This is a genomic window from Aurantiacibacter flavus, assembly GCF_039710615.1.
GTDB lineage: Bacteria > Pseudomonadota > Alphaproteobacteria > Sphingomonadales > Sphingomonadaceae > Alteraurantiacibacter > Alteraurantiacibacter flavus.
Genome location: NZ_JBDLBR010000001.1, coordinates 335,196 through 347,941, shown reverse-complemented (window position 1 = coordinate 347,941; position 12,746 = coordinate 335,196). Strand labels below are relative to the sequence as shown.

The 12,746-nt window shown below is 64.7% G+C and carries 11 protein-coding genes; 10 read left to right on the top strand and 1 reads right to left on the bottom strand.

Annotated elements, in window-relative coordinates; all coding sequences use genetic code 11:
* The 6 genes from ABDJ38_RS01550 to cobA all read left to right on the top strand — a co-directional run bounded on the left by ABDJ38_RS01550 (position 1) and on the right by cobA (position 9,535).
* Positions 1-1,698, top strand: coding sequence for an ABC transporter ATP-binding protein (locus tag ABDJ38_RS01550; RefSeq protein WP_346783319.1), 1,698 nt, complete (start codon positions 1-3; stop codon positions 1,696-1,698).
* Between the two features lie 144 nt (positions 1,699-1,842).
* Entirely contained in the window at positions 1,843-3,069 is a 1,227-nt protein-coding gene (locus ABDJ38_RS01545) for an alginate export family protein (RefSeq protein WP_346783318.1), read from the top strand.
* 247 nt (positions 3,070-3,316) lie between these two features.
* Positions 3,317-5,806: a nitrite reductase large subunit NirB gene (gene nirB, locus ABDJ38_RS01540; RefSeq protein WP_346783315.1), complete on the top strand. Its 2,490-nt coding sequence runs from the start codon at positions 3,317-3,319 to the stop codon at positions 5,804-5,806.
* Positions 5,806-6,165, top strand: coding sequence for a nitrite reductase small subunit NirD (nirD, locus tag ABDJ38_RS01535; RefSeq protein WP_346783314.1), 360 nt, complete (start codon positions 5,806-5,808; stop codon positions 6,163-6,165). Before nirB ends, nirD begins: the two co-directional genes overlap by 1 nt.
* Positions 6,162-8,726 (top strand): nitrate reductase, encoded by a 2,565-nt coding sequence (locus ABDJ38_RS01530; protein WP_346783313.1) that lies wholly within the window; start codon positions 6,162-6,164, stop codon positions 8,724-8,726. The genes nirD and ABDJ38_RS01530 overlap by 4 nt, the downstream gene beginning before the upstream one ends.
* A complete protein-coding gene (cobA, locus tag ABDJ38_RS01525; protein ID WP_346783312.1) occupies positions 8,723-9,535 on the top strand; it encodes a uroporphyrinogen-III C-methyltransferase in 813 nt (270 codons plus the stop codon). Before ABDJ38_RS01530 ends, cobA begins: the two co-directional genes overlap by 4 nt.
* Here cobA and ABDJ38_RS01520 read toward each other — a convergent pair.
* Positions 9,532-9,975, bottom strand: coding sequence for an RrF2 family transcriptional regulator (locus ABDJ38_RS01520; RefSeq protein ID WP_346783311.1), 444 nt, complete (start codon positions 9,973-9,975; stop codon positions 9,532-9,534). The two genes, cobA and ABDJ38_RS01520, sit on opposite strands and share 4 nt — an antisense overlap.
* A gap of 92 nt (positions 9,976-10,067) precedes the next feature.
* On the opposite strand from ABDJ38_RS01520, the gene ABDJ38_RS01515 reads away from it, so the two are divergent.
* The 4 genes from ABDJ38_RS01515 to hmpA are packed head-to-tail and all read left to right on the top strand — an operon-like array spanning position 10,068 to position 12,746.
* Positions 10,068-10,505: a group III truncated hemoglobin gene (locus tag ABDJ38_RS01515; protein WP_346783310.1), complete on the top strand. Its 438-nt coding sequence runs from the start codon at positions 10,068-10,070 to the stop codon at positions 10,503-10,505.
* Between the two features lie 16 nt (positions 10,506-10,521).
* Positions 10,522-11,208 carry an alternative oxidase gene (locus ABDJ38_RS01510; RefSeq protein WP_346783309.1) on the top strand — a complete coding sequence of 229 codons (687 nt, stop codon included), beginning with the start codon at positions 10,522-10,524 and terminating at the stop codon, positions 11,206-11,208.
* A gap of 2 nt (positions 11,209-11,210) precedes the next feature.
* Positions 11,211-11,489, top strand: coding sequence for a TehB family protein (locus ABDJ38_RS01505; protein ID WP_346783308.1), 279 nt, complete (start codon positions 11,211-11,213; stop codon positions 11,487-11,489).
* A gap of 45 nt (positions 11,490-11,534) precedes the next feature.
* Complete coding sequence (hmpA, locus tag ABDJ38_RS01500; RefSeq protein WP_346783307.1) at positions 11,535-12,746, top strand: NO-inducible flavohemoprotein; 1,212 nt, start codon at positions 11,535-11,537, stop codon at positions 12,744-12,746.

Here is a 12,746-nt window from a genome sequence, read left to right as displayed (position 1 = left end):
ATGAACAACGCAATCCTCTCGCTCAGCGGCGTCACGAAGTCCTATGCCGGCAAGACCGGCAGCGTCACCAACGTTCTCGGCGGCATCGATCTGGAGGTGGCGGAAGGCGAGTTCATCGCCATCCTCGGCTTCTCCGGCGCGGGCAAGACCACGCTTATCAATACTATCGCCGGGCTGATCGAGCCCGAGGGCGGGCAGATCCTGCAACACGGCACGCCGATCAGCGGCACCGGCAAGGATCGCGGCGTCGTGTTTCAGTCCTACAGCCTGTTTCCCTGGCTGACCGTTGCGCAAAACGTGGCCCTTGCGGTGGACGCGGTGCACAAGGACCGCAGCGCCGCCGAGCGCGCCGCGCTGGTGAAGCAGAAGGTCGAACTGGTCGGATTGGGCCATGCCATGGACCGCAAACCCGCGCAGCTTTCGGGCGGCATGCGCCAGCGCGTGGCCGTGGCCCGTGCTCTCGCCATGGAGCCCGAAATCCTCCTGCTCGACGAACCACTCTCGGCGCTCGATGCGCTGACCCGCGCCAAGTTGCAGGACGAAATCGAGCGTATCCGCAAGGAAGAGGGGCGCACCATCGTGCTGGTCACCAACGATGCCGACGAGGCGCTGCTGTTGGCGGACCGGGTGGCCGTGCTCACCCCGGCCCCCTCTGCCCGCATCGGCCACATCTGGACCGTCGATGTGCCGCGTCCGCGTGACCGCGAAGCAGTGAACGACGATCCGGCCTTTCAGGCGCTGCGGCGTGAGATCGTCTCCTATCTCGGCCAGCTCAATGCCGAAAGCGGCACCGTGGGCGAAAGCGCCGTCGCGCTGCCCAACGTGATCCCGCTCGACCTCGTCAAGCCAAGCGCCGAAGAGCCGCCGCAGGCCTATCGCGATGCGGCGCAAAGCGCGGTCGAAAAGCGCTATCTGGAATTCTACAAGCTCGACAAGATCTACCCCACGCCGAAGGGGCCGCTCAAGGTGGTCGACAACTTCAACCTGATCATGAACCGGGGCGAATTCATCTCGCTCATCGGGCATTCGGGCTGCGGCAAGAGCACCGTGCTGACCATGGCGGCTGGACTCAACGATATCAGCGGCGGCGGCATTGTGCTGGATAATCGCGAGATCAGCGCCGCCGGGCCCGACAAGGCGGTGGTGTTCCAGGCGCCCAGCCTGATGCCCTGGCTGACCGCGCGGCAGAACGTCGCGCTTGGGGTTGAGCGGGTCTATCCCCATGCCGGCAAGGGCGAGCGCCGCGATATCGTCGACTACTATCTCGACCGGGTCGGCCTTGGCGATGCCAAGGAAAAGATGGCCGCCGAGATGTCCAACGGGATGCGCCAGAGGGTCGGCATCGCGCGCGCCTTTGCCTTGAGTCCGCGGCTGCTGTTGCTCGACGAACCATTCGGAATGCTCGACAGCCTGACCCGCTGGGACTTGCAGGACGTGCTGGTCGATACCTGGAACCGCACCGAGGTGACCGCGATCATGGTCACGCACGATGTCGACGAAGCGATCCTGCTCGCCGACCGGGTGGTGATGATGACCAACGGTCCGAACGCCACCATCGGCAAAATCCTGAAGGTCGATCTGCCGCGCCCGCGTGATCGCAAGGCGCTGCTCGATGATCCGAAGTTCTACCACTACCGGCAGGAGGTGCTGCACTTCCTCGCCGAATACGATCACGGACCGGGCGCCAAGGCGGCCTGAGCAACCGGACGAACGAGGGAAGAGAAGCGGCGCGTGGCAAGGGGGCCACGCGCTGCTGGCTGAAAGCACAAGGTGCGCCGGCACGGTCCGGCAGGTGGCGGGCAACGGGGTTCGCCTGATCCTGAATTTCGGGAGGAGAACCCCATGTTTGTTACCCGTCCTCTGATTGCCAAGCTGTTTGCCGCTACCAGCCTAACGCTGATCGCTGCCCCCGCCTTCGCCAAGGTGGGCGACCCGATCCCGCTCGGCGAGGATGCTACGCTCGATCTCCAGCTCTCCACGCGGCTGCGTTACGAAGTGGTCGATCAGGCCAACCTGCCCGACGATGCCGAGGCGCTGACTTTCCGCGCACGGCTGGGCGCAGAGCTTGCCCTTGGCGATTTCAAGGCGCTGGTCGAGGGAGAGGGCACGGCGGCGCTGTCGGATCGCTATAACGATACGCTCGCCTTCAACGGGGTGGAGCCCTACCCGGTCGTGGCCGATCCTGAGAACCTCGAACTGAACCGCTTGCAAGTCTCCTACCTGAAGGATGGAAACGGGCTCACCGTGGGCCGTCAGCGGATCAATCTGGGCAATCAGCGCTTCGTCGGCAGCGTCGGCTGGCGGCAGAACGAGCAGACCTTCGATGCCGTGCGCGGACAGTTTAAGAGCGGCGTCTTTTCCGCCGATGCCACCTATGCGATCTCACAACGCACGATATTCGGGGTGGATAGCCCGAACGAGTTTTTCGACGGCGATCTGATCCTGCTCAACGCCGGGATCGACACCACCAGCCTCGATGCCACAGCCTTCGCCTATGTCATCGACTATGACAGCCGCGCGGCCATGGCGAGCGAGACATACGGCCTTATTGCCAGTTACAACCACACGTTCGGCCCCGGCGTTTCCGCAAAGCTCACAGGGTCCTATGCCAGCCAGACCGACACCGGCATCAACCCGGTCGACTATCAGGCCGACTATATCCTCGCAGAGGCAAGCGGCACCGTGGCCGGCTTCACCTTGCTGGCCAGCTACGAGGAGCTGGGGAGCGATGGCGGGCGCGCGGCATTCCAGACCCCGCTCGCCACCGCCCACGCCTTTCAGGGCTGGGCCGACCTGTTCCTGACCACCCCGGCCAATGGCGTGGTCGACTATCAGGTGTCGCTGAAGAAAAGCGTCACCCTGCCTGCCCTCGGCGCCGTGAGCGCGCAGGTGGCCTATCACCAGTTCGACAGCGCCTTTGGCAATCTCGACTATGGCAGCGAGTGGGATGCCTCGCTCGGTTTCCGGCTCGGGGCGGTGAACCTGCTCGCCAAGTTCGCCGATTACAACGCCGACCAGTTCGGCAACGATGTGCAGAAGGTGTGGTTGCAGGCCGAATGGGGCTTCTGATCGCACAGGCTGGCCGGGCAAGAGATGTTGCGTTGCAATAATCGCTTGCCCGCCAGCATAAAGCTGGGGTACTCTCTTAGCTCAAGACGGGAATCGCAGGTCCAGCGTTGGGCCAGTGCAAAGCGATCCCCGCATTTTCATCAGCGTGGCAACGAAGCCGCCGATTGTTCCCTTCGCAGGGCACGATCAGGCGGCTTTTTCGCGTGCGCATTCGATCCGCCAACAGGCGGGAAGGAGCGGTAAGACAGTGAATGCGAATACAGGCTTCGCAGCGGCGGGCGCTTTGAAAGAGCGGCTGGTCGTGATCGGTAACGGAATGGCCGGGTGCCGCGCGGTGGAGGAAGTGCTCGCCCGCGACCCCGAGCGCTATGCCATCACCATCTTCGGCGCAGAGCCGCGCGTGAACTACAACCGGATCATGCTCTCCCCCGTGCTGGCGGGCGAAAAGACCTTCGACGAGATCGTGATCAACGGCCCCGAATGGTATGCCGATAATGCCATCACACTGGTTAGCGGCGATCCTGTCACCGCGATCGACACCGCCGCCCGCACCGTCACCTCGGCATCCGGGCGGGTGGAGCCTTACGACAGGCTCCTGCTGGCCACTGGCTCGGACCCCTTCATCATCCCCGTCCCCGGGCACGACCTGCCCGGCGTGGTGACGTTCCGCGATCTCGACGATGTCGACAAGATGGTCGCTGCGGCGGAAGGCGGTGGTCATGCCGTGGTCATCGGCGGCGGCCTGCTCGGGCTGGAGGCGGCTCACGGTCTTTCCTTGCGCGGCATGAGTGTGAGCGTGGTCCACCTGATGCCCACTCTGATGGAGCGTCAGCTCGACGAAGCCGCGGGCTGGCTACTGCGACAGGAGCTGGAGCGGCGCGGACAGACCATTCTCACCGGCGCCAACACCAAGGCCATTCTTGAAGCCGATGGCCGCGTGGCCGGCGTGGAGCTTGAAGATGGCACCCGGATCAAGGCCGATATCGTGGTGATGGCCGTGGGCATCCGCCCCGCCACCGCGCTCGCCAAATCCGCCGGGCTGGCGGTCGAGCGCGGGATTATGGTCGACGATCACATGGTAACCAGCGATCCAGCCGTGCTGGCGGTGGGCGAATGCGTGCAGCATCGCGGCGCGTGCTACGGCCTTGTCGCGCCGCTGTGGGATATGTGCCGGAGCCTCGCAGCCTATCTTACCGATGCGCCGCAGGGCTATGAAGGCTCGGTCACATCGACCAAACTCAAGGTTTCGGGCATCGATCTGTTTTCCGCCGGAGACTTCTCCGGCGGCGAAGGGGCCGAGGACATCGTGCTGCGCGATGCGGCGCGCGGGGTCTACAAGCGGGTGGTGCTGCGCGACAACAAGGTGGTTGGCGCGGTGCTCTATGGCGATACCGCCGATGGCTCGTGGTATTTCGATCTTCTGAAGAAGGGTGAGGATGTCTCCCCCATCCGCGAAGCGCTGATTTTCGGGCAAGCCTTTGCCCAGGGCGGGGGCGCCCTTGCGGACCCTAATGCCGCCGTTGCCGCCCTTCCGGACGACGCAGAGATCTGCGGCTGCAACGGCGTATCCAAGGGCCAGGTCGTCGGCTGCATAAACGCTGGGGCGCACAGCCTCGATGCCGTGCGCAGCACCTGCAAGGCTTCGGCCAGCTGCGGCAGCTGCACCGGGCTGGTCGAAGGGCTGCTGGCGGTCACGCTGGGCGCTGAGGTGGAAAGCGGCCCCAAGCCCATGTGCAAGTGCACCAGCTTTACCCACGACGACGTGCGCCGCAATATCGTGGAGAAAGGCCTGCGCGCCATGCCGCAGGTGATGCAGGAGTTGCACTGGACCACGCCCGAAGGCTGTTCCAGCTGCCGCCCTGCCCTCAACTACTATCTGCTGTGCGCCTGGCCCGGCGAATACGAGGACGACCAGAAGAGCCGTTTCGTCAACGAGCGGCTCCACGCCAATATCCAGAAGGACGGCACCTATTCGGTGGTGCCGCGCATGTGGGGCGGCCTCACCAACCCGCGCGAACTGCGCGCGATTGCCGACGTGGTGGAGAAATACGACGCACCGATGGTCAAGGTTACAGGCGGCCAGCGGCTCGACATCTTCGGCATCAAGAAAGAGGACCTGCCCGCTGTCTGGGCCGATCTCAATGCCGCCGGGATGGTATCGGGCCATGCCTATGGCAAGTCGCTGCGCACGGTGAAGACCTGCGTCGGCTCGGAATGGTGCCGCTTCGGAACGCAGGATTCAACCGGGCTCGGCGTGAAGATCGAGCGGATGACCTGGGGCAGCTGGATGCCGCACAAGTTCAAGATCGCCGTCTCGGGCTGCCCGCGCAACTGTGCCGAGGCGACAATCAAGGACTTCGGCGTGGTCTGCGTGGATTCGGGCTACGAGCTGCACATTGGTGGCAATGGCGGCATCCACGTGCGCGCCACCGATCTGCTCACCAAGGTCGCCACCGAAGAGGAGGCGATGGAAATGTGCGCCGCCTTCATCCAGCTTTACCGCGAGGATGCGCACTATCTCGAACGCACCGCCCCCTGGGTCGAGCGCAAGGGCGTGGACTGGGTGCGCGCGCAATTGCTCGACGATCCCGAGGCGGTCGGCAAGCTCGCGCGCCGCTTCCGCTATTCGCAGAAATTCTCGCAGGACGACCCATGGGCCGCCCGCGTGGCTGGCGAACGGAGCGACCTGCACGCGCACCTTGCGCAAGTTCGCCCCCTGCAACTGGAGAACGCCTGATGCTTACCGGCAAGTGGCTCGATATCGGCCCGACCACCCAGATTCAGCCCGGCAGCGCGCGCACCCTGCCGGTGGCGGGAGGAGAGGAAATCGCGGTGTTCCATACCATGCGCGGCGAATTCTATGCGCTCGTCAACAAGTGTCCGCACAAGGCCGGACCGCTGAGCGAAGGGATCGTGCATGGGGACACCGTGTCGTGTCCCTTGCACAATTGGCGCATATCGCTGCGCACCGGCGAGGCACAGGGCGATGACAAGGGTTGCACACCGACCATACCCATGAAGGTGGACGCAGGGCGCATGTTCCTGCTGCGCGAGGCGGTGGTCGGACCAGTAGCGCAAAGCGGGGTCGCGGCTTGAAACAGGTGCGCACCACCTGCCCCTATTGCGGGGTCGGTTGCGGGGTGCTTGCCCGGCGCGCCGAAGGGCGCGAGGTCGCCATTGCGGGCGATCCGGACCACCCGGCCAACCGCGGCAAGCTGTGCTCCAAGGGCACTCACCTTGGCGAGACGACAGGGCTCGAAGGCCGCCTAATCTATCCCATGATCGGCGAAACCCGTGTGATCTGGGATATCGCGCTGGACGATGTCTCCGCGCGGATGGCCAATTGCATTGCCGAGCACGGGCCGGACAGCGTGGCCTTTTACGTGTCGGGCCAGCTTCTCACCGAGGACTACTACCTCGCCAACAAGCTGATGAAGGGCTTCATCGGCAGCGGCAACATCGACACCAACAGCCGCCTGTGCATGGCCAGCGCTGTCGCCGCGCACAACCGGGCCTTTGGCGAAGACCTGGTGCCATGCACCTATGACGATCTCGACGAGGCCGAGCTGATCGTGCTGGTTGGCAGCAACACCGCCTGGTGCCACCCGGTGATCTGGCAACGTATCGAAGCCGCACGCGAGCGCAATGGCTGCAAGCTGGTGGTGATCGACCCCCGCCGCACCGAAACCGCCGAGCGGGCCGATCTGCACGTTCCGATCAAACCGGATGGCGATGTTGCCTTGTTCACAGCTCTGCTAGCCGAAATGGCCGCACGCGGGGCGGTCGATGAAGCCTATCTGGCCGATCATTGCGAGGTGCCCGAAGCCTATCTTGCGGGCCTCGATGCCGCTGCGCACGGGATCGAGCCGGCCATATTTAGCAGGCTCGCCGATCTCGTGGCTGCCAGCCCGCGCATGGTCACGCTGTTCAGCATGGGGGTCAACCAGTCGGCCAGCGGGACCGACAAGGGCAACGCGATCATCAACCTGCATCTGGCCACCGGCCGCATCGGCCTGCCCGGAGCCGGACCGTTCTCGATGACCGGGCAACCCAATGCGATGGGCGGTCGTGAAGTGGGCGGGCTGGCCAATATGCTCGCCTGCCATCTCGGCTTTGCGGACGAGGAACGCGCGGCGGTCTCCGCTTTCTGGCAAGCTCCCAACTTGTGTGGGGGGCCCGGCCTGAAAGCAGTCGAGATGTTCCGCGCGGTGCACGAGGGGCGGATCAAGTTCCTCTGGGTAATGGCCACCAATCCGGCTGTCTCGATGCCCGATGCCGCCTTCGTGCGCGAGGCGCTGGCGCGCTGCCCCAATGTGGTGGTTTCCGATGTCATCGCCGATACCGACACCGCGCGCTTCGCCAATGTTCGCCTGCCCGCGCTGGCCTGGGGTGAGAAGGACGGCACCGTCACCAATTCGGAGCGCACGGTGAGCCGCCAGCGCCCGATCTTTCCCGCCCCCGGCGAGGCACGTGCCGACTGGCGCATCATGGCCGATGTGGCCGCAAGGCTGGGGCACGGGTCCGCCTTTGCCTATACCAGCCCCGCTGCGGTGTTCCGCGAATATGCGGCGATGACCTCGCTGGCCGCCGCACGAGGCAAGGTGCTCGATCTGACCGACAAGGCGGATATCACCGACGCGCAATACGATGCGCTGGAGCCGTTCCGCTGGGGCGGCGTGCACCCTTTGCGCGAGCACTTCCCCACGCCCTCGGGCAAGGCGCGGCTGGTGCCGATCAGCCCGCCCGGGCTGGCGAGAAATGGTCTGAGCCTCAACACCGGGCGTTATCGCGACCAATGGCACACGATGACCCGCACCGGGCTCTCCCCTCGCCTGTCGGCGCACCGGCGCGAGCCGCTGCTCGAAGTCTCTCCCGGCGATGCTGAAAAGGCCGGGCTGGTCGATGGCGGCCTGGGGCAGGTGACGACCGCGGCAGGCACGGCAACCTACCGCGTCGCTATCAGCGATGGCCAGGCTGAAGGCCAAGTGTTTGTGCCGATGCACTGGACCGATGCCATGGCCGCATCGGGGCGCACCGGCGCGCTGGTTGTGGCCGACACCGATCCGCACTCCGGCCAGCCTGCTTTCAAGAACGTGCCCGCCGCCCTCGCCCCCGTCGCAAGCGACTGGCGCGCCTTCGTGCTCTCGCGCCAGCCCGTTCAGCCGCAGGCCGCCTATTGGGTCCGCTCGCGCATTGTCGGCGGCTGGCTGACCGAGATCGAGGGCATGGGCGCGGCTGACCTTGCCGCCTTGCTGCCCGCCGGAACGGTCAGCGAAGTGGCCGATCCCGCGCGCGGGATGCAACGGCTGGCGGTGAGCGATGCCGCCGGAAGCCTGCTCGCGCTGGCCTATGTGACGCGTAGGGGCCGGTTGCCCGCGCGCGAATGGGTGGTGCGCCAGTTCGCCACCGGCGAGGCCTCGCTGCCCGAGCTGCTGGCGGGCCGCTCCGCTGGCTCGCAGCCCGATGCGGGACCGCTCGTCTGCGTGTGTCACGATGTCGGGGAGACCGCCGTGCGCGCCGCCATCTGCGCCGGGGCGAATACCGTTGCCGCCGTGGGGGCGGCCACCTGCGCGGGCACCAATTGCGGCTCCTGCCGCCCGCAGATCGCGCGGCTTCTCGAAGCGGACCTCGATGCCATGAAGGAGGCAGCCGAATGATTGCTCAAGGCGAAGTGTGGCTGGTGGGCGCAGGCCCCGGTGATCCTGATCTGCTCACCCGCAAGGCGGAAAAGCTGATCTGTAGCGCCAGTGTAGTTTTCTACGATGCGTTGGTTGGACCCGGCGTGCTGGATCTGGTTCCGCCGGGAACACGTCTCGTGAGCGTGGGCAAACGCGCGGGTCGGCACAGCAAGGATCAACGCACCATTGATGCCCTGCTGGTCGAAGCTGCACTTGCGGGCGAGCGGGTTGTGCGGCTCAAGGGCGGCGATCCTTCCATTTTCGGGCGCTCGCAAGAAGAATTGGTGGCCTGCCGCGCTGCGGGAGTGCCGGTGCATATTTGCCCCGGCGTAACGGCGGCCAGTGCTGCGGTAGCAAGCCTGGGCACCTCACTCACGCTGCGCGGGCTGGCGCGGCGGGTCACCTTCGTCACCGCCCACCTGCGCAAGGGGGCTTCGCCAGACCTCGATTGGAAGGCACTGGCCGATCCGCAGGCCAGCATCGCGGTTTACATGGGCAAGCAGGCTGCGGCGGCGGTGTCGAGCGGGTTGATGGCCGCCGGTCTCGCTGGAGACACTCCAGTGGCGATGGTAGAAAACGCAAGCCTCCCTACCGAACGGCTGTTCCGCACCCGACTGGACCTGCTCACCATCGCTGCCCGCACCGCTCTGGGCGATGGTCCTGCGTTGCTACTGATCGGCGAGGCGGTCGGTGCCGGGCCGCTTCCAAGCACAGCTCAAAGCTCGGCAACAGTCACACAGGGGGAAACCAATCGATCTGTGGCAATAGAATCGCGAGTGAAGCCTTAGCGCCGAGTTTGCTGCACAGCGTCCACAGGCGCCAGTAAGTGCGAGAAATCGCCCTTGCGCGCCAGCACATCGGCCAGTGAGTAGCCATCGAGCACCTTGAGGAATGCAAGCAGCGCCTCGTCGAGCACGCTGGTGAGACCGCAGGCCGGAGCGATTACACAGGCGCCGCAGCCGACCAGATCGAAATCGTCCTCAGTATGGCGAACTAGCGCGCCCACGTTGATTTGCTGCGGTGGGCGAGCAAGGCGAATACCGCCGTTGCGGCCGCGCACGCTTTCCAGATAGCCTGCGTTCACGAGATCGTTGACCACCTTCATCAGGTGATTCTGCGAAATCCCATAGGCGCGCGCGATGGCTGCAATCGAGGCCAGTTCGCCAGGCTGACGCCCGAGGAATAGCAGCACCCGCATGGCATAATCGGTGTAGCGCGTCAGTCGCATCGAAACTCCGCGAAAATAATCATGTATTCTTATTGCATGTTTCTTCATGCCCGTATAGATGCATCCATAATACATGATTTGGAGTCGCAGCCATGCCAGCTCTCAACATCGATGAACCCGGCCTCGCCCGTCTGGTTGACGCGTTTTACGCCCGTATCCGTGCCGACGCCGAACTCGGTCCGATCTTCAACGACGCCATTAGCGATTGGCCCGAGCATCTCGAGAAGCTGACCGCTTTCTGGTCCTCGATCATGCTCACCAGCGGGCGCTACAAGGGCCAGCCCGTGCCAGCGCACATGAAGCACCGCGAGCGCATCACCCCTGCCCTGTTCGAGCGATGGCTCGCCCTGTGGGCTGACACCACGAACGAACTCATGGCTCCTGACGACGCAGCTGCCCTACAGGCCAAGGCCACGCGTATCGCCGAAAGCCTCAAGCTCGCGATGTTCTTCCGGCTGGATGCCCGGCCAGCCCCCAAACCTTCCCCCCGGCCCGCCCGCCCGACAGCAACCGCGACGGACCATGCTTGAAAAGGAGCTTTCTGCCATGACCGATATTCCGCTGGTCGACCTCACAGTCCATCACGCCCCGCGCGATATGCGTGACCGGGTCGCGCTCGGCTTCACCAAGGTCTTGCGCTTCTGCGCAGATACCTTCTTCGCCAAGCGCTATGGCCATCGTGCCATCGTGCTAGAAACCGTCGCCGCCGTGCCCGGAATGGTCGGGGCCACCCTCACCCACCTCAGGTGCCTGCGCCGGATGAAGGGTGACAACGGCTGGATCCGCACCTTGATGGAAGAGGCGGAGAACGAACGGATGCACTTGATGACCTTCATCGAGATCGCCCAGCCATCCCTGTTCGAGCGGCTGGTGATCCTGCTGGTGCAATGGGTGTTCTATCTCGCCTTCTTCGGCCTCTATCTGGTGAGCGCACGCACCGCGCACCGCGTGGTCGGCTATTTCGAGGAGGAAGCGGTGATCAGCTACACCCTCTACCTCAAGGAAATCGATGAAGGTCGCAGCCCCGATGTGCCCGCCCCCATGATCGCCCGCCGCTACTGGAAGCTGCCCGATACGGCCACCTTGCGCGACGTGGTGCTGGTGGTCCGCGCCGACGAGGCGCATCACCGCGACGTCAACCACGGCTTTGCCGACGAACTGGCAGGCGAGGCTTCACCCTTGAGCGTCGCCCCCTATCCCGAACACGCCGACGATATCCGGCTGGCAGCCTGACCATGTCAGAACCAGGCCCATATCGCTCCACCCCTGTGTTCGATCAGGATAGCCTACCTGCTGCCCTGCGCGCCCGCCACGATACCAAGGCGGGCGTTTGGGGAGTGATCCAGGTGATCGAGGGAGAGCTCCGGCTCACCTACCTCGATCCGACCAGCGAGGTGATCCTTACCCCCGCCCAGCCGGGACTGATCGAGCCGCAACAACCGCATTTCGTCACGCCCGTGGGGGCGATGAAAATGCAGGTCGATTTCTGGGATCAGCCTCCGCCGGGTTTCTGATCACCGCCCCCCTTCCCAAACCAGTTTTTCTCGCAGGAGAATTCCATGTCGCAGCCCCTCAGCGCGCAGACGATCGCGCTCGTCAAGGCCACGGTTCCCGCCCTCGAAGCCCATGGCCTCGCCATCGTGCACGAAATGTATGCGCGCCTGTTCCAGAATCCCGATATCGCCGCCCTGTTCAACCAGTCGCACCACGGCGACGCAGGATCGCAGCCGCGCGCGTTGACCGGGGCCATTCTGGCCTATGCGAGCAATATCGAGAACCTCGCCGCACTCGCCCCCGCGGTAGAGCGGATTGCGCAAAAGCATGTCGGTTTGCAGATCCTGCCAGAGCACTACCCTTATGTCGCCGACGCACTGCTCGGCGCGATCAAGGCGGTGCTGGGCGATGCGGCGACCGACGATATTCTCGCGGCCTGGGGCGAAGCTTACTGGTTCCTCGCCAATATTCTGATCGCGCGTGAAGATCGGCTTTACACCGACCAGCGCACCGCCGAAGGCGGCTGGAGCGGCTGGCGCGAGTTCGAAGTGGTTGAAGTCGTGCCGGAAAGCGCGGTCATAACCTCGTTCACCCTACGTCCCGCCGATGGGCTCCCCGTAATGGCGCACAAGCCGGGCCAGTATCTGACCTTCTCGTTCGATATTCCCGGCCATGCGCCAGTGAAGCGCAACTATTCGATTTCGGCCGCGCCCAATGGCGAGAGCTATCGCATCTCGGTCAAGCGCGAACCGCAAGGTTTGGCCTCGGGTTGGCTGCACGATACTGCCGGCGTTGGCACCAGGCTCAAGGTTGCAGCTCCTGCAGGCGAGTTTTTCCTTGATGATGCGAGCGAGCGGCCGGTGGTGCTGCTGTCAGGCGGAGTGGGGCTAACGCCAATGGTCGCGATGCTCGAGGCGCTCGTGGCGAAGGGAGGCACCACGCCAATCCACTATGTCCACGGCACGCATGACCGCACCACCCACGCCATGTGCGATCATGTCCGGACACTGGCGGCGAGCGCCGGTTCGGTCAGCGTCACCGACTTTCATCAGCAGCCGCTGGGCGACGAAGTGGCAGGCCGCGACTATGACATCGCTGGAATCATCACTGACGAATGGCTGGTGGCCAACACGCCCATTGCCGAGGCCGACTACTACATCTGCGGCCCCCGCGCCTTTCTGCGTCACGCGGTTGCAACGCTCTCGCAGGCTGGTGTAGCGGCGAGCCGAATCCACTATGAATTCTTCGGACCGGCAGACGAATTGCTGGCCGCCTGA